Origin of the sequence: Xanthomonas cannabis pv. cannabis (assembly GCF_000802365.1) — a bacterium.
Taxonomy (GTDB): Bacteria; Pseudomonadota; Gammaproteobacteria; order Xanthomonadales; family Xanthomonadaceae; genus Xanthomonas; species Xanthomonas cannabis.
The window spans coordinates 1-25,403 of the sequence record NZ_JSZE01000002.1; the positions used below are offsets into that span (position 1 = coordinate 1).

Here is a 25,403-nt window from a genome sequence, read left to right on the forward strand (position 1 = left end):
AGCTCGACATGGAGTTCGCCTTCGTGCGCGAACGCGACGTGCAGGATTTCGTCGAGGACATGATCCGCGCCATCTTCAAGGAAGTGGTGGACGTCGAGCTGGCGGCGCAGTTCCCGCGCATGACCTGGGCCGAGGCGATGCGCCGCTATGGCTCGGACAAACCGGACCTGCGCATCGATCTGGAATTGGTCGATGTGGCCGAGCTGGTCAAGTCCAGCGAATTCCCGGTGTTCACCGCCGCCGCCAACGATGCCGACGGCCGCGTTGCCGCGTTGCGCATCCCCGGTGGCGCCACGCTGTCGCGCAAGCAGATCGACGAATATGCCGCGCATGCCGCCAAGTACGGCGCCAAGGGCCTGGCCTACATCAAGCTTTCGGAGACCGGCGAGGTCAGCTCGCCGATCGCCAAGTTCTTTTCCGAAGACGCGTTTGCCGCGCTGCTCAAGCACGTCGGCGCCGGTAATGGCGACATCGTGTTCTTCGGTGCCGGCGGCTACAACACCGTGTCCGATTTCATGGGCGCGTTGCGCCTGAAGGCCGGCAAGGAGTTCAACCTGGTCGCCGATGGCTGGGCGCCGCTGTGGGTCACCGATTTCCCGATGTTCGAATGGGACGACGAGGCGCAGCGTTACGTCGCCTTGCATCACCCCTTCACCGCACCGGCGGTGGACGATATCGCCGACCTGCGCGCCAATGCCCGCACCGCGGTGTCGCGTGGCTACGACATGGTGCTCAACGGCAATGAAATCGGCGGCGGCTCGATCCGTATCCATCGCCCGGACATGCAGAGCGCAGTGTTCGAGCTGCTCGGCATCGGCGCCGAAGAAGCGCGCGCCAAGTTCGGCTTCCTGCTGGATGCCCTGAACTACGGCGCACCGCCGCACGGCGGCATCGCCTTCGGTATCGATCGCATCGCTGCGCTGATGGCCGGCACCGAATCCATCCGCGACGTGATCCCGTTCCCCAAGACCACCGGCGCACAGGACCTGATGACCGACGCCCCGTCGCCGATCGCCGCCGAACAGCTGGCCGAGGTGCACGTGCAGGTGCGCCCCAAGCAGGCCTGACCCGCGTGCAAGCACGGCCCCGCCCCGCGCGTGGCCGTGTTGCCCTGCCAGGCGCCAACGACCTTGGCGAAGTAGTGGCGACCCATCCGTGCGCCGCGCTCAAGCGCCGCATCTGCCGATTCCCGATTCCCCCACTTGCAGCGGCGCCGCCGCATGCGAGAAGCTGCCACGTCCCATCCGGTACGAGAGGCCCGCATGACCCGCATTCGCCGCGCCACACCGGACGATGCCGAAGCGCTGTCGCTGTTGGCCGCACAGACCTTTACCGAAACCTTCGGGCATCTGTATCCAGAAGACGACCTGCGTGGTTTTCTCGAAGAAACGTATGCGGTCGAGCGCGCGCGCATCGTGCTGGCGCATCCGGACTACGCGATCTGGTTGCTGGAGATGGACAACCTGTTGGTTGGCCATGCCGCCGCCGGCCCCTGCGGGCTTCCGCATGACGACGTGCGCCCAGGCGATGGAGAGCTCAAGCGGCTGTATCTGCTGAAGGACTACCAGAACAGCGGTTGGGGCAGCCGGCTGTTCGAAACCGCACTGGAGTGGCTGGAGCGCGACGGCCCGCGCACCCTGTGGATCGGCGTGTGGTCAGAGAACTTCGGCGCGCAGCGTTTCTATGCGCGCTACGGTTTCGAAAAAGTGGGGGAGTACGATTTTCCGGTTGGCAAAGTTGTGGATCGCGAATACATCCTGCGTCGCAGGCCGCTGGTTGCAGCCGATTGACGGCATGCCGGCACCGTCCGCACTTGCCCGGCGATTGCGTGCCACCTGCAGGCAATCGCGCTGATGCCCGGCGCGGCCGCTGCATTTCCAGGTGCAGCCAGGCGCGCCTCGCGCAAGCCGGCGACCACCGCCACCGCCGACGTGCTGCTGGTCCACGGCATCTGGAACACCGCGCACTGGCTGCTGCCGCTGGCCCGGCGGCTGCGGGGCGAGGGACTGGCGCCTGCAGTGTTCGGCTATGCCAGCGTGTTCGGCGGTCCGGCGCAGGCAGTGCCGCAATTGATCGCAAGGCTGCGCGCCAGCCGTGCACAACTGTTGATCTGCCATAGCCTCGGCGGCCTGGTGGCCCTGCAGGCGTTGCAGGACGCGCCCGATCTGCCGGTGCGTCGAGTGGTCTGTCTTGGCTCGCCGCTGCGCGGCAGTGCCGCCGCGCGCAGCCTGGCCCGGCATGGCTGCGTATGGGCCATGGGCCGCAGCGCCGCGCTGTTGCAGCACGGTTTTAGCCGTTGGGACGGGCCGGCCGAGATCGGCCAGGTGGCCGGCTGCGTGCCACGCGGCGTCGGCCGCTGGCTGGCGCCACTGGACGCCGGCTCCGACGGCACCGTTGCGCTGGCCGAAACCCGCCTGCCCGGCCTGCGCGACCATTGCGTGGTGCAGGCCAGTCACAGCGGCTTGTTGCGCTCACCCGAGGCGGCCCGGCAAGCCCTGGCCTTCCTGCGCAACGGCCACTTTGCGGCTTGAACATCCGCTGGCGCATGTCGGCGCCCCGGTGCGGGCGGGCAATCAGGTAAAATCCGCGCCCTGTCATCCAAGCCAGTCTGGAACCACCCATGGGTAGAGGCCCCTCGATCGAAGGCCGCAAGAACGCCTCCGACGCCAAACGCGGCAAGATGTTCACCAAGATCATCCGCGAGATCAGCGTGGCCGCCCGCGCCGGCGGCGGCGATCCTTCCAATAATCCGCGTCTGCGCACCGCCATGGACAAAGGGTTGTCGGCGAACATGTCCAAGGACGTGATCGAGCGCGCCATCAAGAAGTCCACCGGCGAGCTGGAAGGGGTGGAGTACGAAGAAGTGCGCTACGAGGGCTATGCGCCCGGCGGCGTGGCGGTGATCGTGGACTGCCTGACCGACAACCGCGTGCGCACCGTGGCCGACGTGCGCCACGCCTTCAGCAAGTGCGGCGGCAACATGGGCACCGATGGCTCGGTGGCCTTCATGTTCAAGCGCCTGGGCGTGCTGAGCTTTGCCGCCGGCGCCGACGAGGACACCCTCACCGATGCCGCCATCGAGGCCGGCGCCGACGACGTGGTGGTGTACCCGGAAGACGGCGCCATCGACGTGCTGACCGCCCCGGACGCCTTTGCCCAGGTCAAGGACGCCCTGGTCGCTGCCGGGCTGGAACCGGCGCATGCCGAAATCACCTTCCGCGCCGACAACGACATCGCCGTGGACGGCGACACCGCCGTGCAGGTGCGCAAGCTGCTCGACATGCTCGAAGACCTGGACGACGTCCAGGACGTGTATTCGAACGTCGATCAAGCGGCGCTTGGCGCCTGAGGCGCCGGGAATCGGGAATGGAGAATCGGGAATCGAAACAGCAGCATCCTGCATCGCTCGGCAATGTCGAGCACGCCAGTAGGCCGCTTTACCCATTCCCGATTCCCGACTCCCAATTCCCGGCCGCTCAATGACCCGCATCCTGGGCATCGATCCCGGCTCGCAGCGCACCGGCATCGGCATCATCGATATCGACGAGGGCGGGCGCAGCCGACATGTCTACCACGCCCCGCTGGTGTTGCTGGGCGAGGGCGACTTTGCGCAGCGGCTCAAGCGCCTGCTGCACGGGCTGGGTGAGCTGATCGAGACCTACCGGCCGGACGAGGTAGCGATCGAGAAGGTGTTCATGGGCAAGAGCGCCGATTCGGCGCTCAAGCTTGGCCATGCACGTGGCGCGGCGATCTGCGCGGTCGTCATGCGCGACCTGCCGGTGCACGAGTACGCTGCCACCGAAATCAAGCTGGCGCTGGTCGGCAAGGGCGGTGCGGACAAGGTGCAGGTGCAGCACATGGTCGGCATCATGCTCAACCTGAAAGGCAAGCTGCAGCCCGACGCTGCCGACGCACTGGCGGTCGCCATCACTCACGCCCACGTCCGCGCCACCGCGCAACGTCTGGGCGTCAATACGCAACAGGCCTGGAGCCGCAAGAAATGAGAATCGGGATTCGGGAGTCGGGATTGGGGATTCGCAAAAGCGGGTCCGCCTGTGCTGAGCTGATCGGGCTGTACGCGGCAGTCCGTAACGGCCGCGCGGGAAATAACCAATCCCCAATCCCGAATGCCCAATCCCGGCACCGCCCCGGCGGTGCCCAATGATCGGCCGTCTGCGCGGGATCCTGGCCTACAAGCAGCCACCGTGGCTGGTGATCGACGTGGGCGGGGTGGGCTACGAGCTGGAGGCGCCGATGAGCACCTTCTATGACCTGCCCGACGTCGGTCGCGACGTCATCCTGTTTACCCATTACGCGCAGAAGGAAGACAGCGTGGCGCTGTACGGCTTCCTGCGCGAAGGCGAGCGGCGGCTGTTCCGCGACGTGCAGAAGGTCACCGGCATCGGCGCCAAGATCGCGCTGGCAGTGCTGTCCGGAGTCAGCGTGGACGAGTTCGCCCGCCTGATCACCAGCGGCGACATCACCGCGCTCACGCGCATCCCCGGCATCGGCAAGAAGACAGCCGAGCGCATGGTGGTGGAGCTGCGCGACCGCGCGGCCGACTTCAGCAGCGGTGCGCCGATCACCGGCCAGCTCGGCCCGGATGCGGTGTCCGAAGCCACGGTGGCCTTGCAGCAGCTGGGTTACAAGCCGGCCGAGGCCACACGCATGGCACGCGAGGCCGGGGCGGAAGGCGACGACGTCGCCATGGTCATTCGCAAGGCTCTGCAGGCCGCGCTGCGTTAAGCAGCCTCGACCTTTCCCATTCTTCACGCCCTTCGGCGATACCCTGCCAACCCATGTCACAGACCTCCACCCCTGCAGCGGGCCACGGCCACGCGCCCGCCAACAGCCATATGGCCTTGGTCATCGGCGCCATCGGCGTCGTGTTCGGCGATATCGGTACCAGCCCGCTGTACACCCTGAAAGAGGCGTTTTCGCCGCACTACGGGCTGAGCAGCGACCACGACACGGTGCTGGGGGTGCTGTCGCTGGCGTTCTGGGCACTGATGATTACGGTGACGCTCAAGTACGTCACCATCATCATGCGCGCCGACAACGAGGGCGAGGGCGGCATCATGGCGTTGATGGCGCTGACCCAGCGCACCCTCAAGCAGGGGTCGCGTTCGGCGTATGTGGTGGGCATCCTCGGCATCTTCGGCGCCTCGCTGTTCTTCGGTGACGGCGTGATCACCCCGGCCATCTCGGTGATGGGCGCGGTGGAAGGCCTGGAAATCGCCGCGCCCAGCCTGCATCCCTTCATCGTGCCGATCACCGTGGTGGTGCTGCTGATCGTGTTCATGGTGCAGCGTTTCGGCACAGAGACCGTGGGCAAGGTGTTCGGCCCGATCACCTGCCTGTGGTTCCTGTCGCTGGGCGCGATCGGCGCCTGGAACATCGTCGATGCACCGGAGGTGATGAAGGCCTTCAATCCGTGGTGGGCGATCCGCTTCTTCATCGAGCACGGCTGGCACGGGGTGTTCATCCTCGGCGCGGTGGTGCTGGCGGTGACCGGCGGCGAGGCGCTGTACGCGGACATGGGGCACTTCGGCGCGAAGCCGATCCGCCACGGCTGGTATTTCTTCGTGCTGCCGATGCTGCTGCTCAATTACCTGGGCCAGGGCGCGCTGGTGCTCAATCACCCGTCCGCGCTGAAGAACCCGTTTTTTGAAGCGGTGCCTGGCTGGGCGTTGTACCCGATGATCATCCTGGCCACGCTGGCGGCGGTGATCGCCTCGCAGGCGGTGATCACCGGCGCCTATTCGGTGGCCCGTCAGGCCATGCAGCTGGGCTACATCCCGCGCATGCTGATCAAGCACACCTCGCGCGACACCATCGGCCAGATCTACGTGCCCGGCATCAACTGGCTGCTGATGGTGATGGTGATCGCGCTGGTGCTGATCTTCCGCAGCTCCACCAATCTGGCGGTGGCCTACGGCATCTCGGTGTCGATGACCATGCTGATCGACACCCTGCTGCTGGCCCTGGTCGCCCGCGCGCTATGGCCGCGCTGGCGCAACTGGGTGCTGCCGCTGTGCGTGGTGTTCTTCATCATCGAACTGGCCTTCGTGATCGCCAACGGCGCCAAGCTGCTGCAGGGTGCCTGGTTCCCGCTCGCGCTGGGCATCGTGGTGTTCACCCTGATGCGTACCTGGCGCCGCGGCCGCGCGCTGCTGCGCGAGGAAATCCGCAAGGACGGTATCCGCATCGACAGCTTCCTGCCGGGCCTGATGCTGGCCCCGCCGGCGCGCGTGCCGGGCATGGCGGTGTTCCTGACTGCCGACCCGATGGTGGTGCCGCATGCACTCATGCATAACCTCAAGCACAACAAGGTGCTGCACGAGCGCAACATCTTCCTCAACGTCGATACCTTGCCGATTCCGTATGCGCCGGTGGACAAGCGCCTGCAGATCGAATCGATCGGCGACGAGTTCTACCGCGTCTACGTGCGCTTCGGCTTCATGGAGACGCCAGACGTGCCGCTGGCATTGATGCGCTCCTGCGACCAGGGCGGCATCCATTTCGATCCGATGGACACCACCTTCTTCGCCAGCCGCGAGACCATCGTGGCCAGCGCCAACCGCGGCATGCCGATCTGGCGCGACAAGCTGTTCGCGCTGATGCATCGCAATGCCGCGCCGGCCACCGGTTTCTTCCGCATCCCGGGCAATCGCCTGGTGGAGCTCGGCGCGCAGGTGGAGATTTAAATGCCGGGACCCGGGACCCGGGGCCGGGGACCGGTAAAAGCGGGCTGCAGTCTTCTACAATTGCCGGATCATGATTTCTTTCCTGTCCTCCGCTGCCCCGCCCGCAATCGCACGCCATGCGCTTGCCGGGTCCCCGGTCCCCGGTCCCGGGTCCCGCTGATGGACCAGCGCATCATCGCCGGCAGCTCCACCCGCGAGGACGAAGCCGCCGATGCGAGCATCCGTCCCAAGCGCCTGGCCGACTATCTCGGCCAGCAGCCGGTGCGCGAGCAGATGGAGATCTACATCCAGGCCGCCAAGGCGCGCGGCGAGGCCATGGACCATGTGCTGATCTTCGGCCCGCCCGGGCTCGGCAAGACCACGCTCAGCCATGTGATCGCCAACGAGCTGGGCGTGAGCCTGCGGGTGACGTCCGGCCCGGTGATCGAGAAGGCCGGCGATCTTGCGGCGCTGCTGACCAACCTGCAGCCGCACGATGTGTTGTTCATCGACGAGATCCATCGCCTGTCGCCGGTGGTGGAGGAAGTGCTGTACCCGGCGATGGAAGATTTCCAGATCGACATCATGATCGGCGACGGCCCGGCTGCGCGCTCGATCAAGATCGACCTGCCGCCGTTTACCCTGATCGGCGCCACCACGCGTGCCGGCCTGTTGACCGCGCCGTTGCGCGACCGCTTCGGCATCGTGCAACGCCTGGAGTTTTATTCGCCCCAGGAGCTGACCCGCATCGTGATCCGCTCGGCCGCGATCTTGGGCATCGACTGCACACCCGAGGGCGCCGCCGAAATCGCGCGCCGCGCCCGCGGCACCCCGCGGATTGCCAACCGCCTGCTGCGCCGGGTGCGCGACTACGCCCAGGTCAAGGCGGCCGGCCACATCGATCTGCCGGTGGCGCAGGCCGCCATGCAGATGCTGAAAGTGGACCCGGAAGGCTTCGATGAGCTCGACCGCCGTATGCTGCGCACCATCGTCGAGCATTTCGATGGCGGCCCGGTCGGCGTGGAATCGCTGGCCGCCTCGCTGTCGGAAGAGCGCGGCACGCTGGAAGACGTGATCGAGCCCTACCTGATCCAGCAGGGCTTCCTGATCCGCACCGCGCGTGGCCGCATGGTCACCACCAAGGCCTATCTGCACCTGGGCCTGAAGCCGCCACGCGACCGCGCCGCAGGCATCGGTGAACCGGGAGACCTGTTTTGATGGCGCTCCGTTCGTCGCCAGCCGCGGCCGTCTCGACCAACAATCGGTGCCCATGACCACCAATCCCGTCATCCCGAATCCCGAATCCCCGCCTGTATTCAGTTGGCCGACACGCGTCTACTGGGAAGATACCGACGCCGGCGGGGTGGTCTACCACGCGCGCTACGTCGCCTTCCTGGAACGTGCGCGCACCGAGTGGATGCGCGCGGCCGGTTACGGGCAGGAACTGATGCGCCAGGACCACGGTCTGGTGTTTGCGGTCCGCTCGATGCAACTGGATTTCCTCAAGCCGGCCCGGCTCGACGACGCGCTGTCAGTGTCGGCGGTGTTGTTGAAATGCAGACGGGCCAGCCTGCAGTTTGCGCAGTCGGTCCGCCGCGAAGGCGAAGTGCTGCTGACGGCCGAGGTGCGGATTGCCGCACTCGCTGCCAGCGACTTCCGCCCGCGCGGCATGGACGATGCGGTATACGACGTGTTGAAAGCTCTAGAAACCACAGAATCCGATTACTGAGGAACGAACGGATGTCGATTGCATTGCTCCTGGCCCTGCAGGACACGGTAGTGGAAGCACTACCGCAGGACGTCACCGCGGCCGCGGCGCAAACCGCCACGGCGGCGCACAACAGCAGCATCAACTACGTGGATCTGATCCTGCGGGCCAGTATCCCGGTGAAGATCATCGTGCTGTTGCTGTTGATCGGCTCGTTCATCAGCTGGGTCATCATTTTTCGCAAGGCGCGCGCGTTCAAGCAGGCCAACCGCGAGGCCGATGAATTTGAAAACCGCTTCTGGTCCGGTGCCGACCTGGCCAAGCTGTACGCGTCGGCGACCGACCGCAACCGCACTGTCGGCGGCCTGGAATCGATGTTCGAGAGCGGCTTCCGCGAGTTCTCGCGGTTGCGCGACCGCCGCCGCCTGGACGCACGCGTGCAGCTGGAAGGCGCACAGCGCGCCATGCGTACCGCCTTCACCCGTGAGGTCGACCAGCTCGAGCGCAATCTCGAACTGCTGGCCAACATCGGTTCCACTGCGCCCTACGTCGGCCTGGTCGGCACCGTGTTCGGCATCATGGTGACCATGCACGACATGGTCAGCAGCGGCGAGCAGGCCGGTATCGCAGCGGTGGCACCGGGCATCTCCGAAGCCCTGTTCGCCACCGCCATCGGCCTGTTCGTGGCGATCCCGGCCGTGTGGGCCTACAACCGCTTCACCACGCGCGTGGAACGGCTGTCGGTGCGCTACGAGACCTTCGCCGACGAGTTCAGCTCCATCCTGCAGCGCCAGGCCGGCGCGGACGAGTAATGCGCGCGCCTTGCAAGCCTGTGACGGTTCGCGCATCCGGCCATGGGCGCCGCGCCGCAGTGGGTGGAGCCCGCCGCGCGCAAGTCAGCCCACGGACGTGCGCATCGGCCTGCACTAGCGAGCCACTCGCGACAGATCGCACATGCATGTGCGAGGGATTAATTAGGAACGTTTCGCGATGATCTCCGGTATTTCCCGCCGTAAGAAGCGCAAGCTCAAATCCGACATCAACGTCGTGCCGTACATCGACGTGATGCTGGTGCTGCTGATCATCTTCATGGTGACCGCACCGTTGTTGACCCTGAGTACAGATGTCAGCCTGCCGAGCTCGCGCGCCAAGGCGCTGGAGAGCAAGCAGGACCCGATCGTGGTGGTGGTCGCCGCCGATGGCCAGCTTGCATTGCAGCTGCCCAAGGGCAAGCCGCAGGCGATGGATGTCGCTGCCCTGCAGGCGCAGTTGGCCGCCATCGTGGCGCAGGACAAGGACGCGCGCGTGGTCGTGGCCGGCGATCGCGCCGCGCCGTACCAGAAGATCATGGACGCCATCGACGTGCTCAAGCAGGCCAAGGTCGAGAAGGTCGGCCTGATCTCCGACTCCGGCGGCACTGCAGGCAGCGATGCACGCTGACGCACTCCCGACCCAAGGCGCGCGCGAGGATGGCTGGCTGCGACCGGTCATGCTGGCCCTGGTCGTGCACATTCTGGTCGCGCTGGTGTTCATCGCCGGCTGGCTGTGGTCGCCCGAACGCTCGGTCGAGCCGGCCGCGGGCGACCCCAGCATGGAAGCCTCGCTGGATGTCTCTGCCGCGGAGGCGCGCGTCGCGCGCCAGGCGTTGAAGGCCACGCCGGTGGAAGCGCCGCCTCCGCCGGCACCATTGCCCGAGCCCGCGCCGGAAGACACCGTGCCGCCACCGCAGCCGATTCCCGAGCCGCGCCCGCAGGACGCGCCCACGCCGCAGCAGGCGCAGGCGCAGGAACGCGTGGCCCAGCCGGACAAGGTGGACCAGGAGAAGGTCGACGCATTGGCCATTTCCGCCGAAAAGGCCAAGCAGGAGCAGGAAGCCAAGCGCCGCCAGGAGCAGATCGACCTGACCGAGCGCAAGCGCCAGGAAGAGGCCGAGCAGAAATTGCGCCTGGCCAAGCAGCAGGAAGAGGCCGACGCCAAGAAGAAGCAGGCCGCCGCGCAGCAGGCGGCCGCCGATGCCGAGCGCGAAAAGAAGATTGCCGACATCCGCCGGCAGCGCGAGCAGGCCACCAAGGAAGCGGCACTGGCCGAACAGAAGCTGCGTCAGGTGGCTGCCGCGCGCGCCCAGCAGGCGTCCGCGGCCGCGGCGTCCAGCGCGCAGCCGACCGCGGGGCAGGGCGGTACCAGTACCGATTTATCGGCCAAGTACGCCGCGGCGATCCAGCAGAAGGTGCTGGCCCAGTGGGTGCGCCCGCCGTCGGTGCCGCCGGGTCAGAAGTGCACCATCAACATCCGCCAGTTGCCCGGTGGCAGCGTGATGGAGGCAAAGGTCGCGCCAGGCTGCCCGTATGACGAGGCCGGCCAGCGTTCGATCGAAGCCGCGGTATTGAGTGCGCAACCGCTGCCGTACCGTGGCTTCGAATCGGTGTTCCAGCGCAATCTGACCTTCGTGTTCACCGCGCAGGACCAGTAAACGCGTCGGTACTGGCCGGGCCGCGGCTGCCTGCGCGCGCTGCAGCCCGGCGACGACGGCAGGGCCGTCGGAGCCGGTGTACGCGTGACCGCCGCCGCCAGGCAGTGGCGCAGTTGCTGCGCACCGGCGATTGGCCGGCAGTGCCACCCAATTCGCTACACGATCAATCGCTCCATTTTCACGTTGTCTCGTTCACGATTGCGAGTATGTTCACTCGCTGATTGGTATCCCTTGCCCACTTTTCCTGCCCGATCCGAGCCGTCCATGAAAAAACCGCTGCGTTGGCTAGCTGCCCTGACCGCCCTGTTGTTGCCGCTGAGCGCGCTCGCGCAGCAGCAGGGTCTTACCATCGATATCGTGGGCGGTAGCGCCTCGGCCACGCCGATCGCGATCATCCCCATGCCGTATCAGGGCTCCGGCGCTGCGCCGCAGACCGACGTGTCCGCCGTAGTCGGTGCCGACCTGGATCGCTCCGGCCAGTTCCGCACCTTGCCGGCTGCCCAGATCGTGGAAAAGCCGACCCGCGGGACCGAGGTGCAGTTCCCGACCTGGCGCACCCTGAAGCAGAACTACATCGTCGTCGGCCGCGTGATGGACGCAGGCGAGGGCGCGTATCGCGTCGAATACGAACTGTTCGACGTGGCCAAGGGCGAGCGCCTGCTCGGCCTGGCGATGACCGCACGTGCCAACGCGATGCGCGATGTTTCGCACCAGATGGCCGATGCGATCTACGAAAAGATCACCGGCGTGCGCGGCGCGTTCTGGACCCGCATCGCCTACGTCACCGCCAGCGGCAAGGGTGGCGCCATGCGCTATGCGCTGATGGTGGCCGATTCGGACGGCTACAACCCGCAGACCATCGTGCGTTCTGCCGAACCGCTGCTGTCGCCGAACTGGAGCCCGGACGGCAAGAAGCTTGCGTATGTGAGCTTCGAGCGCGGCAATTCGTCGATCTATCTGCAGGACATCGCCACCGGCGCCCGTGAGCTGGTGTCCAGCTTCCGCGGCATCAACGGCGCACCGGCGTTCTCGCCCGACGGCCGTCGCCTGGCCCTGGCCCTGTCGCGCAGTGGCAACCCTGAGATCTATGTGATGGATCTGGGCAGCAAGCAGCTGACCCAGCTGACCAACCACTTCGGCATCGACACCGAGCCGACCTGGGCGCCGGATGGCGGCAGCATCTATTTCACCTCCGATCGCGGCGGTCGCCCGCAGATCTACCAGGTGGCCGCCAGCGGCGGCAGCGCCAACCGCGTGACCTTCCAGGGCAACTACAACGCGACTGCCAGCGTGTCGTTCGACGGCAAGAAGATCGCCGTGGCGCAGGGCAGTGGCAACAGCTACCGCATTGCCATGATGGACCGCAGCTTGGGTTCGCCCAGCTGGAGCACGCTCTCGCCGGGGTCGCTGGACGAGTCGCCGAGCTTCGCGCCGAACGCCAGCATGGTGTTGTATGCGGCACGTGAGGGTGGTCGTGGCGTCCTTTATGCGGTGTCCGCCGACGCTCGGGTCCGCCAGCGCCTGGTTCTGGCCGACGGTGATGTGAGAGAACCTGCTTGGGGGCCTTACCGAACCGCGCATTAATGTTAATATTTCGCTGCGTTAAACCACTCATTGGCCCAGAGCCTCCATAGGTATCCCATGAACAAGTCCACCCGCGTCTTGCTTGTCTCCCTGCTGTCCGTTGCCGTGCTGGCTGGTTGCTCGAAGAAGGTGAAGGAAACTCCGCCTGCTCCGACCGACACCACCGCTGGCTCCTCCGTTCCGACCGGCCCGGCCACCTCTGGCCTGTACGGCCCGGGCGACCTGGATACCGATGCCTGCCTGCGTCAGCGCGTTGTCTACTTCGATCTGGATCAGGACTCCCTGAAGCCGGAATTCCAGGCCATCATGGCGTGCCACGCCAAGTACCTGCGTGACCGTCCCTCCTCGCGCATCACCCTGCAGGGCAATGCTGACGAGCGCGGTTCGCGCGAGTACAACATGGGCCTGGGCGAGCGCCGCGGCAATGCCGTGTCCTCCTCACTGCAGGCTGCCGGTGGTTCGGCCAGCCAGCTGACCGTCGTCAGCTACGGCGAAGAGCGTCCGGTCTGCACCGAAACCAGCGAAAGCTGCTGGTCGCAGAACCGTCGCGTCGAAATCGTGTACACGGCTCAGTAAGAAGCGATGCGCTTTCGAGTGACATCCCTGTTCGTCGCGGCGGCCCTTGTGGTCGCCGCGCCGGCTCACGCCCAGCGAGCAAGTCTCGCTGATCGTGTGGCGGTGCTCGAGCAGCAGCAGGCCAACAGTCAGGCCAACAACGATCTGCTCAATCAACTGCAGCAGGCGCGTTCCGACCTGCAGGCGTTGCGCGCGACCGTTGAACAGCTGCAGCACGACAACGAGCAACTCAAGCAGCAGTCCAAGGACCAGTATCTGGACCTGGACGGACGTCTGAACCGGCTGGAAGGTGCAGGTGGCGCAACGCCCCCGCTGCCTCCTGCCACCGGCAGCGTCACCCCAGCCCCGGCTCCGGCCGCGCGGCCTGCAACGGCGGCTACCTCCGAGAAGCCGCCGAGCGTGCATGGCGACCCAGGCACCCTGGCCGTCAGCAATGACGAGCGCACGGCCTATAACGTGGCGTTCGATGCACTGAAGAACGGCAAGTACGACGATGCATCACAGCTGTTCCTGAGCTTCCTGGAGCTCTACCCCAATGGCGTCTACACCCCCAATGCTTTGTACTGGCTGGGTGAGAGTTATTACGCCACCCGCAATTTCCAGCTGGCCGAGGCGCAGTTCCGCGATCTCGTCAGCCGCTATCCCACGCATGACAAGGCGGCCGGCGGTCTGTTGAAGCTTGGCCTGTCGCAATATGGCGAAGGCAAGAACAACGAAGCCCAGCAGACCTTGCAACAGGTCGTGGCGCAGTATCCCGGTTCCGATGCCGCGCGCGTCGCGCAGGAACGTCTGCAATCCATCCGTCTCGGCCAGCAGCTGCGCTGAGCCCGCGCGTCGTCGCCGATTGGCGCGGCGCATACCTTGCCCATGAACGCCGCCGCCGTCCCCAGCGAGATCGTCCAATCGCAACTGCCGCGATTGAAGATCACCGAAATCTTCCTGTCCCTGCAGGGCGAAGCCGAGACGGCCGGCTGGCCGACCGTGTTCGTACGCCTGACCGGCTGTCCGTTGCGCTGCCAGTATTGCGACACGGCCTACGCCTTCCATGGCGGGCAGTGGCATGACATCGACGCGATCGTTGCCGACGTTGCAAGCCACGGCGTTCGCCACGTCTGCGTCACCGGGGGAGAGCCGCTGGCGCAGAAGCGCTGCCTGGTGCTGCTGCAGAAGCTCTGCGATGCCGGCTTTGATGTCTCGCTGGAAACCTCCGGTGCGCTGGATGTGTCCGAGGTCGATGCGCGCGTTTCGCGGGTGGTCGACATCAAGACGCCGGCATCCGGTGAAGCGCATCGCAACCGCTGGGACAACTTGGCATTGCTGACGGCACGGGACCAGATCAAGTTCGTGATCTGCAGCCGCGCCGACTACGATTGGTCGCGCGAGATCGTGGCGGCCCATGCGCTGGATCGCCGCTGCACGGTGTGGTTTTCGCCAAGCAAGAGCGAGGTGACGCCACGCCAGCTGGCCGACTGGATCGTGGCCGATCGGGTGCCGGTGCGCTTCCAGATGCAGTTGCACAAGATTCTCTGGAACGACGAGCCGGGGCGCTGATGCCCGATCACGCGGCGAGGGTCGGGAGCGTCGGTTCCTGATCCTCACGTTCACATGGTTCTTGGGTCCGGATGATCGAGTCCGCATGACCGCCATGGATCAGGGCGTGTGCAGGTCTGTCCTTTGCGGGGTGGCGGACAGCATCTGCCGCGTCGGCGCGACGCTCGCTGGATCGGCGCGCCGTCTACCGAGCCTTCTGGCTGCCTGGATCGGCGCGCCGTCTACCGAGCCTTCTGGCTGCTGGCCATGGCGTCGCCTCTCGATGCCGCTGCACTCCTGCCTGGGCGCGGGACCGCGCGGTAAGCGTTGTCGCTACCAGTCGGTTCGATGCGTCTGGATGGTCGCGACGGGATGGGGGCGCGTCATCGACCAGACGGTCAAACGTCGTCGGCGCCATCGGCTGCGTTAACCCATCGCGGACCGAGCCTGCTAGCCTTCCCTTTCTGTTGTCATCGTCTGATTAGTCATGAAAAAAGCTGTCGTGTTGTTGTCCGGAGGCATGGATTCTGCCGCCGTCATTGCGCTCGCGCAGGAGCAGGGCTTTGTCGTCTACGCGCTGAGCGTGCGCTACGGTCAGCGCCATACCTCCGAGCTGGATGCGGCCGCACGGGTGGCGGCGGCGCAGGGCGTGGCGGCGCACAAGGTGGTCGATGTGGACCTGCGCAGCATCGGCGGCTCGGCGCTGACCGACGACATCGAGGTGCCCGATGCAGGCGGCGAGGGGATTCCGGTCACCTACGTGCCCGCACGCAATACCATCATGCTGTCGCTGGCGCTTGGCTGGGCCGAAGTGGTGGGTGCCAACGACCTGTTCTGCGGCGTCAATGCCGTGGACTACTCCGGCTATCCGGACTGCCGACCCGAGTTCGTCCGCGCCTTCGAAGTGCTCGCCAATCTAGCCACCAAGGCCGGTGTGGAAGGTGTAGGCTTGCGCGTCCACGCCCCGCTGCAGTTCCTCAGCAAGGCCGACATCGTGCGCGAAGGCGTGCGCCTGGGCGTGGATTTCGGGCTGACCGTGTCCTGCTACCGCGCCGATGCCGACGGACGTGCCTGCGGCCACTGCGACGCCTGCCGGCTACGCGCAGCCGGCTTCGCCGACGCGGGGGTTCAGGATCCCACGCACTACGCGATTTCGTCTTGACGCCGGTGTAGGGTAGAATGCGCACCCCGACGCACAGTCGGGCAATGGGCCGTTAGCTCAGTCGGTAGAGCAGAAGACTTTTAATCTTTTGGTCGATGGTTCGAATCCATCACGGCCCACCATATACAGCAAGGCTTTCAGCCTAACCTCACGCTCCGCAATCCTGCATCCGCTCCGCAATTATCGCGTTGGAGTGGTGCGCGCGCCGCGGCACTTTCGCACGTAGTGCTCCGTCATCGTGATGTTTTTGTGGCCCAGCTGCGCCTGTGCCTGCCGCATGTCGCCACTCGCATCGGCCTTGTCCGTGCCCGCCTTGGCGCGCAGATCCCGGAACTAAAAATCGGCCTTGACGATGCCCGCGGCGAGCCGGGCCTGATCGAATCGATACCTTAGCGCGTCGCGGCCGATCGGCATCCCGTTGTTGTCCACCAGCAGTCGCGTGCTGCGCACCGAGTGCGTACGCTTGCGCTCCATGCTTTGCAGACTTGTCGAAAGCGACGCATTCCATGTTCTTCGCCTCCGTGCCCCGCGGCGCAATGCCGTGTTACTGGGGCGACGGGAAGATAAGTCGCTAATTGTCCCTGGAAATAGGGGCGCGAATAGTTAAGCGAGCTCCTTTCTCGGATCGCCCGCGGCAAACAAGCCCTTGTTACTATTGGGCTAGCTGTAGGGATACGGCCCCATGCCGTGATGGATGCAATGCAACAGGGGAATGGAATGAAGAAGCTACTCGCCGCTGCGATCGTGATCGTGGCGCTCTCGGGCTGTGCGGCCAATCCGCCGCTCAACTTCTCGGTGCCGGGTGTAGGCGTCAGCAGTAAGAAGATCGATGCCGAACTGAAGTCCCTCACCGTGACGCTGGCGCGGCCGGACGAGGCGAAGGGCAAGGTGCCACCTGAGGCTCAGCACGAAGTTCCACAGATGTGGCAGAACGCCCTAACGGAGGCGCTTAATCGAATGGCGATCTTCCGCGACGACGCGCCGCGCAAGTTGAGCTTGTCGGTAAAGATCCTAGCGATCGACATACCCGCGTTTGGGGCGTCTATGACCACCAAGACGATCGCTCGCTACGAGCTGATCGACCGAGCAAACGGTAGCATCGTGTACACGCAGGACGTGAGCGCCTCAGGGACGGTACCGGCGACGTACGCGTTTGCTGGTGTCATTCGCGCTCGTGAGTCGGTCAGCCGCTCCGCCCAGAACAACATTGCGCAGTTCCTGCAGGCTCTGGAAACGGTGGACGCGAGCAAGCCGATGTTCCCCAGCAACCAGGCGACGCCGTGAAGCCGCTCATCGTCGCGGCCATCCTTGTGGCCGCAGTGGCCGGGTGCGCACCGAATGTGCGCACCGACAGTTATTCAGTCGGCTCGGTAGGCCAGGTGAACCGAACGGTGGCGGGTACGGTGATCAGTGCGCGCGCTGTTTCGATCGATGGCACCCAGGGTGGCGGCGCCGCGGCGGGCGCGGCAGCAGGCGGCATTGCAGGGTCATCGGTGGGCGGCAGTGGTCGGGCCAATGCCGTTGGGGCAGTTGGCGGCCTGGTAGCAGGGACCATCGTGGGCGCTGCAGCGGAGCGCTCGGGCTCGCGGGCCGATGGCATAGAGTATGTCGTCCAGACCGAGAACGGGTCACTGATGACCGTAGTGCAGGGCGCGACGCCAGCCTTCGCAGCTGGCGCCCGCGTGCTCGTTCTGTACGGCTCGCCGTCCAGGCTGATCGCCGATCCTCGCAACTGATCGGCAGCACCTGACCCCATAAAGCAAAGGGCCGCCGGGGCTGGCGCGCGTTAGCCTGCTTCCGGATGAGCTTTTACAGCATCCCAATTCAAGGCTGAATCATGGAATTCATTTACCTCGCAGCTGCAATCTTCGGGCTCGTATTGTCAGTGTTGTGGCTGTTGGTGCCGTTCGCCGTGTTTGGCATCAAGCCGCTACTGGGGCAACTGCTGGCTGAGCAGCGCAAGACGAATACCGCGCTGGCAACAATGTCGCAGCAGCTGCACTTTATCGCTCAGCGGCTGGACGGAGCGGGACAGCCAGCCTCGCAGGCCGTCCACCCTTTGAGCAGCAAGTAGCCCAAGTATGACTTAGCGGCGCGAGCGGTCTCGGCACATGGCGCTCGAGCAGCCGCAAAAGGTGGCCCTCAAAAGTCAGCTCCTTCGTGGAAGGGCGGTGTCGATGAAGTGTCCCAACCGTTCGCCCCGAGAGCGCGGCCCTGGCCAAATGCCTGATCACCATGAAGGACGACGGCCGCGAACAGGCCTTATCCGATGCGGTGCTGTGCAACAAGGTTAGCCCGAACACATGCACGCACCACCTGACGTTGGCCGAGGTCACCCAGATCATAGGCGTGGCCGGCGATGATCGGCGCGCTGGCCGCCGAACACGGCGACACGCTGCAGCGCACGAGACGCCTTCCAGCGGCAACATGCTGTCAGCTCTGCTGCTGGAATCGTCCGCCAAGGGCACGCTGGCCAGATTATCAGCGAGTCGATCGCGGACGACCGGATCACGCCGAACGAAGCCGCCGCGAGTGCGGTGGCATGCGGCGACGCCCAGGAAATGGACACCGACCAGACCGCACATCAACCCCTGCAGATCCACCTTCCGGTGACCTGGAACGTCCTTGCATTGATCGCGCGGCTGTCGACCCGGCTCAGCTGCACCGAGGTGGTCTGTGGAAAGGACTCACGGCATTGCGCTGCGCCTTCTGCCCATTGCCGATGGAAGACTTCGGATCTGCTCGGCCCGCCGGTTTTGAATGACCTCATCTGATCGGTACGGGAGACGGTATGCAACGATGTCGCAGAGGCCGCGGTGGCCAACGTAGCGGACATCAAGACGCCGAACAGGATGACGTTCTGAAAGACGTTTCTAGACGACCAAGCGCTGTTTTCATCTGGGCGACCACTGGTGAGTGGGTGGAGACACTGAATCCGGGCGCGAGGCTACGGCGCGGATAAGTCGCTCATATGACGATGGCTTTGCCTTAAATAGTGGGTTATTCGGGCATTCAGAGCACGGCTGCTTCGGCGGCGCCAGAGCGGCGGTCGCCGGCCGAGCCCAATCGACATCGCACGCTGAAGGCTGCATGCGGGCGATGCGATTAGTCCGGCGCAACGATGTCGCGAAGAACGGCGCCTCGCTGATTCGCGTATGGCAACACCCTATCTGTCGCGAGGATTTGTTTGAGGCAGATAAGACAGGGTGGCCCGGGTAATTGCATTCGATGAAATGGGCGAATGCGGTTGGCGAGTCGGCAAGTTGAGTGACCACCCCGAGCGCCCCCGGCGTGGATCGGGTCGTGTTGATGAAGCAATGCCGCGTTGGCCACATGCTTTGGGTCAAACTCGCGCATGTCGCGTATCTGGTATCGAAGGCTGAGCGAGGTTGCGCGCACGGTGCGACAAGGCGTCATGTCGCTGCAGGGTGTCGCGCACAGATGCCGCGTCGCATGGACCAGATCGATTTGTTGAGTCCGCTTATTCAGGGCGAACTGCATTGGTATAACGATAAAAGCATATTAGTCAGGATAAGGCTTGGTACGTCGGCCCACTTTGATGCAGATATAGGCATGATCAAGCGTTCACGGCAATCGCATTATTGTGCCGTCCAACTTCAGGACCACGACGTAAATGGCCGAGCACCAGGAAGACGCCGCAAAGTCTCGTATCTACGAGGCCTTGTTGCAGGCAACGCCGGACCTTTTATATGTGTTCGACACCCAGCACCGTTTCGTCTACGCCAATCAGGCATTGCTGACGATGTGGGGCATGCGCTGGGAAGAGGCATGCGGAAAGACCTGCCTGGAGATCGGGTATGAGCCCTGGCATGCCGCGATGCACGATGAAGAAATCGAGCGCGTCATCGCAACCGGCCAGCCGCTGCGTGGCGAAGTGCCATTTCCGCATACGGTCAAGGGATTGCGGATCTACGATTACATCTTTACGCCGGTTTTCGGGCCAGATGGAGAAGTGGAGGCCATTGCCGGCGCCACGCGCGACATCACCGAACACAAACAGCACGAGCAACACCTGCAGCTGTTGATCAACGAGCTCAACCATCGGGTCAAGAATTCGCTGGTGATGGTGCAGTCGCTGGCGCGGCAGTCATTCAACAATGCCGACAGCCTGGCCGATGCACAGGAGAAGATCGATGCGCGCCTGCTGGCGCTGTCGCGTGCGCACGATACGCTGACGCGGGAAAACTGGGTCAGTGCCGATATTCTGGAACTTACCCGCGATGCGGCGACGCTCTACGAATCGCGCGACAGCCAGCGCTTCACCCTGCAGGGCGAGTCCTGCCGTCTCGATCCGCGGCGCGCACTGGCATTGTCGATGGCGCTGCACGAGCTGTGCACCAACGCGCTGAAGTACGGTGCGCTGTCCTCGTCCGATGGTGCGGTTCGGATCGTGTGGGAGCGCCACGTCCGCGATGGACAGGCGCTGCTTGAGCTGGTCTGGCAGGAGTCCGGCGGGCCGCGCGTGCAACCGCCGACGCGCAAGGGCTTCGGCTCGCGGCTGTTGGAGCGCGGCTTGAAGCATGATCTCAAGGGCGAAGTGGACCTGTCGTTCGAACCTGCCGGCGTGTGCTTCCGCGTGTCGATCCCATTGCCGGTCGAGCTTGCCGAGGTGCAGCCGTGACCATGCGCGTGTTGCTGGTCGAAGACGAATCGCTGGTTGCGATGCTGCTGGAAGATTGTCTGGCCGAGCTGGGCTACGAAGTCGCAGCGACCGTCGGTGACGTCGATACGGCACTGGCGGTCGTGCAGCAAGGCCACCTGGATCTGGCGGTGCTGGACGTCAACCTGGGCGGAACGCTGTCGTTTCCCATTGCAGAAGAACTGGATGCGCGCGGCGTGCCGTATATCTTCGTGACCGGCTATGCGCAGAGCGGAATCCCGGAGAAGTTCCGGCACCGGCATGGGCTGCAGAAGCCGTTCCAGTTCCGTGACCTGCAACAGGCGTTGTCGCTACTGGAGCAGGGCGTCAAAGTCGGGTGATCGGGTTGCCGTGCACGCACATCAAGACTGTGCGCGCACTGACCCGGTAGAGAATCAGAGCGACTCAGGCGCCGGCGCGTAAGGCCATTCCCAGCGTGCATCATCGCTGGCAGTTGCGTCTGCGCCCGATCACACGCCGAGTGCAGGCGGAAAGGCGCTTGGACACCGGTGTGTTGTCGACGCCCGCAGCTTGCAGCGATGTCGGCCAGCGCCGGCATCGCTGCAAGCCAACGCAGCGCCGCTAGGCGCTGCGGACCTTGCTCAACAGCTGCGCGACCGGTGTGGCTGCGCGCGGGCCGGCCTGTCGTATTGCGGCTGTTTCGATCCGGAAGATGGCCACCGCATCGGTAAGCTGGACGGCCTGTTCTTCCATGGCGCGCGCGGCGGCAGTGGCTTCTTCCACCAGCGCCGCATTTTGCTGCGTGGTTTCGTCCATGTGGGTGATGGTCTGGTTGACCTGCTCGATGCCGGCAGACTGTTCCTGCGAGGCTGCGGAAATCTCGCCCATGATGTCGGTCACGCGTTGCACGCTTGCGACCACATCGCCCATGGTCTTGCCGGCGCTGTGCACCAGCGCCGAGCCTTCGGCCACGCGCTGCACCGAATCGTCGATCAGGTCCTTGATCTGCTTGGCCGCGCCGGAGGAGCGCTGCGCCAGCGTGCGGACTTCCGATGCCACCACCGCAAAGCCGCGGCCTTGCTCACCCGCACGTGCTGCTTCCACCGCAGCGTTCAACGCCAGGATGTTGGTCTGGAACGCGATGCCGTCGATGACGGAGATGATGTCGGAAATCTTCTTGGACGAGGCTTCGATGCCGCTCATGGTCTCGACGACCTTTCCCACCACATCGCCGCCCTGCGAGGCCACGCGTGCGGCGCCGATGGCGAGCTGATTTGCTTGGCGCGCACTCTCGGCGTTCTGTCTGACCGTGGAGGTCAGCTCTTCCATCGAGGCAGCGGTTTCTTCGAGGTTTGCGGCCTGCTGCTCGGTGCGTTGCGAAAGATCCTGATTGCCCGCCGCGATCTCGCTGGCCGCCGCGTTGATCGACACCGCCGATTGCTGGATGTTGCCGACGATCTGCGCCAGCTGGCTGGCGGTGGCATTGGCATCGTCACGCATCTGCGCGAAGACGCCGCGGAATTCGCCACTCATGCGTGCAGTGAGGTCGCCGGCGGCGATTGCCTGCAGCAGCGACGACAAGGACTGCAGGTTGCCGTCTGCGGTGGACATCAGGTGGTTGAGGCTTTCGACCATGATGCGGAAGTCGAACTGGAAACGCTCGACATCGCCGCGCGCGCTGAAGTCGCCATTGGCCGCGGCCTGCGCCAGATGCTTGATCTCGTGATTCATGGCCGACAGGTTGAGTTTGACCTGCGACATGGTGTCGCTGAACACGGCTTTTTCGCCTGGCAACGGCTGCATGTCTTCGGACAGCTCGCCCACCGCGTAGCGGCCCATGATGCGTGCCAGGTCGGTCTGCACGGCGACGTGCGAGGCCACCAGCAGGTTGGTGTCGTTGGCCATGCGGCCGTAGTCGCCTGGAAATGCGCTGGCGTCGATGCGGAAGCTGATCTGGCCGGCGTCATGGCGCCTGGCCATGTCGGTCTGTGCGGTGATCAGGTTGCGCAGCTGCAGCTGCATCTTGTCCATCGCCTGCAGCAGACGGCCGGTTTCATCGTTGGCGGTGGTGTGGACGTCGTTGTGCAGGTTGCCGGCGGCGATGGCTTCGGCAGTGCGGGTGGCCTGGCTCAGTGGCTTGGTGAGGCTGCGGGTGATCAGCCATGCCAGCAAGGTGCTGATGACCAGGGCCGCGATGCCGCCGCTTGCCAGGATGACCTTGCCACGATGCATCGATGCGACTGCAACTGCATAGGCCTCCTTGCTGAGGCGTCGTTCCAGCGCGGCATTGGCACCAATGGCCGCCTGCTGTTCGTTCATTGCGGTGGCGGCAGCGCCTTGCAACAGCGCCTGTGCCTGCTGATTCTGGTCGTGGATGCCGTAGTCCAGGATCTGGTTGTTGAATTTGACCGAGACGTCGCGCTTGTCCTGCACCTGCTTGAGCGCGTTCTTTTCCAGCGCGTTGCTGGGCATGGCCGCCAACGCATCGTGGGCCTGGCGGTAGCGCGTGCGATTGTCTTCGATCATCTGCATGGCGCGGCGGTTGGCCGCCTCGCCGGAGACCATCACGATGTCGCGCAGACCGATCGCCACATTGGTATTGGCATCGAGCATGTCGGAAGAAAGTCGGATCCGCTCCATGTTGTTGTTGACGATGGTGTCCAGCTCATAGCGGGCGTTGGACATGGTGATCAGGCCGGCGGCCACGAGCAGGCCAGAGAGCAGGATCAGGATGCCGAAGGCCGCGCCCAGGCGACGACCGACGTTGAGGCGTTGCAGATAATCGTTCATTTCCACATCCAGGTAGTGCAGCTTCGCCTGGCGGATGCGGGGTGCGTCCGCTCTGGCGTCTTGCCCAGCTAGCGGCAGAATCTGGACGAGCTAAAGCTTCCGTTCTGAAAATAGTTAGAGCGGATTCACCCCGCGCAAGACATTCCCCGACAGCTGTCCAGCCGGCCCTGACAGCACCTGATCCGGCGGGCACTTTCGATGTGTTTGCATGGGCCGTAGCGTGCCAACTGCAGAACGATGGACAGCTTGCTGCTGGCCCAGAACAGAGTTTGTTGTTGCAGCCACGGGCAACAACCGCGTCACATCGCGCTGCATTGCACAACGCGCCTCATAACAGCAGGCGAACGCACTCACCAAGCAGCATGCGGCGCTGCGGCGACAGGGCGAAACCCTCAGCGCCGTGCAGCGTGACGCTGGGGCTGATGCAGCGCTTGCCGGCGCGGTGCGGTGTGGTGACGGCAGGTCAGCCTTCCAGCGCCTTCAACACATCGGCGTGGAGCTGCTGTGCACCGGCTTCGCTGTTGAAGCGTGCAAAGACCTCTTCGCCGGAGATCAGGCCGACTCGTACCGAGTGGCAGTATGAGCCGAAGTTCTCGCCGGCGTTGAACGGATCGCTGATGACGGAAATATGGTTGAGGCGGACCCGGGTGGTGCCGAACTGGATGAACATCTGCGATCTCCTGTGTGAGCGCCGAGTTTCCCATTTTGGCGTGCATGGAAGAAGCATGCATCGGCGTGCACGCCAGACAGGCAAGGGCGGTACGTGAACGGGTTCGCCATTGCCATGGCGGGCGCTGCAGACCGGCACCTCACGCATCCGGGGAACCAGCACGTACACTGCCGTGCCCTAGTGCCGAGCTCGCCCGATGTCCGATCCGATCCGTCTCGACAAATGCGTGGCTGCGCGCTACGGCTGCTCGCGTGGCGAGGCGCAGCAGTACATCGAAGGCGGCTGGGTCAGTGTGGATGGCGTGGTGGTCGAAGAGCCGCAGGCGTTGGCGACGATGGAGCAGGTGAACTTGGCCGCCGACGCTGTGCTGGCACCTGCGGAGCCTGCCACCTTGCTGCTGCACAAGCCGGCCGGCATGCGTGCCGACGCCGCGGTGGCCTTGGCGAGCCCGCAGTCGCGTAGCGAGCTGGACCACTCCGCGACGCGCGTGCTCAGGCGCCACTTCCTGCGCCTCAATGCGCCGTTGCCGCTGGAGGACGAGGCAAGCGGCCTGCTGGTGCTGACTCAGGACGGTCGCGTGCTGCGCAGGTTGAGTGCCGATGCCAGCGCCATCGAGCAGGAATTCCTGGTGGAAGTGCGTGGCGCCTTGCGTCCCTACGGCATGGCCAGGCTGGCGCAGGGGTTGGTCTATCAGCAACGGACCCTGCCGCCGTGCAAGGTGAGCTGGCAGAACGAAGAGCGGCTGCGCTTTGCCATCAAGCACGTGCAGCCCGGCCAGATGCGTTTCATGTGCGGCGAGGTGGGGCTGGAGGCGGTGAGCATCCGCCGTCTGCGCTTGGGGCGTGTTTCGTTGGGCAAGCTGGCCATCGGCCAGTGGCGCTATCTGCCTGCAGGCGAGCGCTTTTGAGCAAGCGCGGCGGAGGTTGCATCCGGTCTGCGCAGACGGCGTTGACGCTGTCCGCGGCCCCGGCCGTGTCGCCGGCTTCAACAGGCTGGCCGTGCCGGCAGACAAGTTGTCGCCACTAACCGCGACGCTGCTGCCGTGCTGGAAGTGGCCAGACCAAGGCCAACTCCTGTCGACCGACGCCTGACCGGCCGCGCGTTGCATGTACGGCGGCATGCGTTGCGGGCCGGTGTCCGAACGCTTACTTCTTGTTGCGCTTTTTCTTGGCGCGGGTCACCAGCCAGAACACGACGGCGATGATGCCGATCACCAGGATGACGAAAGCCGGTGATAGAAACGAATTGTCGCCCATGAGGATCTCCTGAAAGTCGTCTGCAGCGAAGCACTGCACTGGCGTTAGCCTAGCGAGCGGCCTGCTTGATAGCGTGAAATGCGCTGGATGTGCAGATCGACGCGGTGCGTTGGCGCGACCCAGTGGCAGGGCTGGACGCACGCCATCGAGGCCATCCGTCCATGGTGACGGAGCGCTGCATGCAATCACGCATGCGGGATGACCCATTGCCTGCACCGCGCAAGGCGCGTCGGCGCCGCTCGTCCAGCGGCTGCGCAGATCTGCTCGTATCGCCCGCGTAGGGCGCCGGTGCGCTGCACACGGCGCGACAAGTCGGCGGATCGATGCGATCGGCCTGTCCGACAGGAGGT

The 25,403-nt window shown here is 64.9% G+C and carries 28 protein-coding genes and 1 tRNA gene; 26 read left to right on the forward strand and 3 right to left on the reverse strand.

Features of this window, described 5'->3' with window-relative positions; all coding sequences use genetic code 11:
- The 18 genes from aspS to OZ10_RS00410 all read left to right on the forward strand — a co-directional run.
- Positions 1 to 1,067 (forward strand): aspartate--tRNA ligase (gene aspS / locus OZ10_RS00325; RefSeq protein WP_039563624.1); only part of this gene is annotated, 1,067 nt, incomplete at its 5' end.
- A 195-nt stretch (positions 1,068 to 1,262) separates the two neighbouring features.
- Positions 1,263 to 1,790, forward strand: coding sequence for a GNAT family N-acetyltransferase (locus OZ10_RS00330; RefSeq protein WP_039563626.1), 528 nt, complete (start codon positions 1,263 to 1,265; stop codon positions 1,788 to 1,790).
- A gap of 63 nt (positions 1,791 to 1,853) precedes the next feature.
- A complete protein-coding gene (locus OZ10_RS00335; protein ID WP_039563627.1) occupies positions 1,854 to 2,531 on the forward strand; it encodes an alpha/beta fold hydrolase in 678 nt (225 codons plus the stop codon).
- An 89-nt stretch (positions 2,532 to 2,620) separates the two neighbouring features.
- Positions 2,621 to 3,349: a YebC/PmpR family DNA-binding transcriptional regulator gene (locus OZ10_RS00340; protein ID WP_039563629.1), complete on the forward strand. Its 729-nt coding sequence runs from the start codon at positions 2,621 to 2,623 to the stop codon at positions 3,347 to 3,349.
- Between the two features lie 130 nt (positions 3,350 to 3,479).
- Positions 3,480 to 4,004, forward strand: a complete 525-nt coding sequence (ruvC, locus tag OZ10_RS00345) for a crossover junction endodeoxyribonuclease RuvC (RefSeq protein WP_039563630.1) — start codon at positions 3,480 to 3,482, stop codon at positions 4,002 to 4,004.
- Positions 4,005 to 4,161: 157 nt separating this feature from the next.
- A complete protein-coding gene (gene ruvA, locus OZ10_RS00350; protein WP_039413813.1) occupies positions 4,162 to 4,746 on the forward strand; it encodes a Holliday junction branch migration protein RuvA in 585 nt (194 codons plus the stop codon).
- A 53-nt stretch (positions 4,747 to 4,799) separates the two neighbouring features.
- Positions 4,800 to 6,707, forward strand: a complete 1,908-nt coding sequence (locus OZ10_RS00355; RefSeq protein WP_039563631.1) for a potassium transporter Kup — start codon at positions 4,800 to 4,802, stop codon at positions 6,705 to 6,707.
- Between the two features lie 156 nt (positions 6,708 to 6,863).
- Positions 6,864 to 7,904 (forward strand): Holliday junction branch migration DNA helicase RuvB, encoded by a 1,041-nt coding sequence (gene ruvB / locus OZ10_RS00360; protein WP_081419194.1) that lies wholly within the window; start codon positions 6,864 to 6,866, stop codon positions 7,902 to 7,904.
- Positions 7,905 to 7,956: 52 nt separating this feature from the next.
- Positions 7,957 to 8,415, forward strand: coding sequence for a tol-pal system-associated acyl-CoA thioesterase (gene ybgC, locus OZ10_RS00365; RefSeq protein ID WP_039563634.1), 459 nt, complete (start codon positions 7,957 to 7,959; stop codon positions 8,413 to 8,415).
- Positions 8,416 to 8,426: 11 nt separating this feature from the next.
- Entirely contained in the window at positions 8,427 to 9,206 is a 780-nt protein-coding gene (tolQ, locus tag OZ10_RS00370) for a protein TolQ (protein ID WP_039415390.1), read from the forward strand.
- 178 nt (positions 9,207 to 9,384) lie between these two features.
- Positions 9,385 to 9,834 (forward strand): protein TolR, encoded by a 450-nt coding sequence (gene tolR / locus OZ10_RS00375; RefSeq protein ID WP_039415386.1) that lies wholly within the window; start codon positions 9,385 to 9,387, stop codon positions 9,832 to 9,834.
- Entirely contained in the window at positions 9,824 to 10,864 is a 1,041-nt protein-coding gene (gene tolA / locus OZ10_RS00380; RefSeq protein ID WP_039415383.1) for a cell envelope integrity protein TolA, read from the forward strand. Before tolR ends, tolA begins: the two co-directional genes overlap by 11 nt.
- Before the next feature lie 264 nt (positions 10,865 to 11,128).
- Positions 11,129 to 12,448: a Tol-Pal system beta propeller repeat protein TolB gene (gene tolB / locus OZ10_RS00385; RefSeq protein WP_039415540.1), complete on the forward strand. Its 1,320-nt coding sequence runs from the start codon at positions 11,129 to 11,131 to the stop codon at positions 12,446 to 12,448.
- 57 nt (positions 12,449 to 12,505) lie between these two features.
- On the forward strand, positions 12,506 to 13,024 hold the full coding sequence (pal, locus tag OZ10_RS00390; protein ID WP_039563635.1) for a peptidoglycan-associated lipoprotein Pal: 519 nt from the start codon (positions 12,506 to 12,508) through the stop codon (positions 13,022 to 13,024).
- Positions 13,025 to 13,030: 6 nt separating this feature from the next.
- Complete coding sequence (gene ybgF, locus OZ10_RS00395; protein ID WP_039563636.1) at positions 13,031 to 13,849, forward strand: tol-pal system protein YbgF; 819 nt, start codon at positions 13,031 to 13,033, stop codon at positions 13,847 to 13,849.
- A 42-nt stretch (positions 13,850 to 13,891) separates the two neighbouring features.
- A complete protein-coding gene (gene queE, locus OZ10_RS00400; RefSeq protein WP_039410951.1) occupies positions 13,892 to 14,575 on the forward strand; it encodes a 7-carboxy-7-deazaguanine synthase QueE in 684 nt (227 codons plus the stop codon).
- Between the two features lie 466 nt (positions 14,576 to 15,041).
- Entirely contained in the window at positions 15,042 to 15,716 is a 675-nt protein-coding gene (queC, locus tag OZ10_RS00405) for a 7-cyano-7-deazaguanine synthase QueC (RefSeq protein ID WP_039410953.1), read from the forward strand.
- A 46-nt stretch (positions 15,717 to 15,762) separates the two neighbouring features.
- Positions 15,763 to 15,838 (forward strand) — tRNA-Lys (locus tag OZ10_RS00410).
- Between the two features lie 211 nt (positions 15,839 to 16,049).
- On the opposite strand, the gene OZ10_RS22755 is transcribed toward OZ10_RS00410, so the two are convergent.
- Entirely contained in the window at positions 16,050 to 16,190 is a 141-nt protein-coding gene (locus tag OZ10_RS22755; protein ID WP_228889212.1) for a hypothetical protein, read from the reverse strand.
- A 243-nt stretch (positions 16,191 to 16,433) separates the two neighbouring features.
- On the opposite strand from OZ10_RS22755, the gene OZ10_RS00420 reads away from it, so the two are divergent.
- The 7 genes from OZ10_RS00420 (at position 16,434) to OZ10_RS00440 (ending at position 20,717) form a co-directional block, all read left to right on the forward strand.
- Positions 16,434 to 17,000, forward strand: a complete 567-nt coding sequence (locus OZ10_RS00420; RefSeq protein WP_039410997.1) for a putative periplasmic lipoprotein — start codon at positions 16,434 to 16,436, stop codon at positions 16,998 to 17,000.
- Positions 16,997 to 17,452, forward strand: coding sequence for an outer membrane lipoprotein (locus OZ10_RS00425; RefSeq protein WP_039410955.1), 456 nt, complete (start codon positions 16,997 to 16,999; stop codon positions 17,450 to 17,452). The genes OZ10_RS00420 and OZ10_RS00425 overlap by 4 nt, the downstream gene beginning before the upstream one ends.
- A 101-nt stretch (positions 17,453 to 17,553) precedes the next feature.
- Positions 17,554 to 17,790, forward strand: a complete 237-nt coding sequence (locus tag OZ10_RS00430; protein WP_039410956.1) for a hypothetical protein — start codon at positions 17,554 to 17,556, stop codon at positions 17,788 to 17,790.
- Between the two features lie 161 nt (positions 17,791 to 17,951).
- Positions 17,952 to 18,329, forward strand: a complete 378-nt coding sequence (locus OZ10_RS23090; RefSeq protein WP_425511557.1) for a phage regulatory CII family protein — start codon at positions 17,952 to 17,954, stop codon at positions 18,327 to 18,329.
- A complete protein-coding gene (locus OZ10_RS22465) occupies positions 18,278 to 18,490 on the forward strand; it encodes a hypothetical protein (protein WP_158002152.1) in 213 nt (70 codons plus the stop codon). Before OZ10_RS23090 ends, OZ10_RS22465 begins: the two co-directional genes overlap by 52 nt.
- Before the next feature lie 860 nt (positions 18,491 to 19,350).
- The gene (locus tag OZ10_RS00435; protein WP_039410958.1) at positions 19,351 to 20,358 is read left to right on the forward strand and encodes a sensor histidine kinase; all 1,008 of its coding nucleotides are present in this window, start codon (positions 19,351 to 19,353) and stop codon (positions 20,356 to 20,358) included.
- Positions 20,355 to 20,717, forward strand: a complete 363-nt coding sequence (locus OZ10_RS00440; RefSeq protein WP_039410960.1) for a response regulator — start codon at positions 20,355 to 20,357, stop codon at positions 20,715 to 20,717. Before OZ10_RS00435 ends, OZ10_RS00440 begins: the two co-directional genes overlap by 4 nt.
- A 241-nt stretch (positions 20,718 to 20,958) precedes the next feature.
- On the opposite strand, the gene OZ10_RS00445 is transcribed toward OZ10_RS00440, so the two are convergent.
- Positions 20,959 to 23,127 (reverse strand): methyl-accepting chemotaxis protein, encoded by a 2,169-nt coding sequence (locus OZ10_RS00445; protein ID WP_039410962.1) that lies wholly within the window; start codon positions 23,125 to 23,127, stop codon positions 20,959 to 20,961.
- Between the two features lie 463 nt (positions 23,128 to 23,590).
- Entirely contained in the window at positions 23,591 to 23,797 is a 207-nt protein-coding gene (locus tag OZ10_RS00450) for a hypothetical protein (protein WP_039410964.1), read from the reverse strand.
- A gap of 196 nt (positions 23,798 to 23,993) precedes the next feature.
- Here OZ10_RS00450 and OZ10_RS00455 point away from each other — a divergent pair, with 196 nt between their 5' ends.
- On the forward strand, positions 23,994 to 24,704 hold the full coding sequence (locus OZ10_RS00455; RefSeq protein WP_039563637.1) for an rRNA pseudouridine synthase: 711 nt from the start codon (positions 23,994 to 23,996) through the stop codon (positions 24,702 to 24,704).
- Positions 24,705 to 25,403 lie beyond the last annotated feature (699 nt).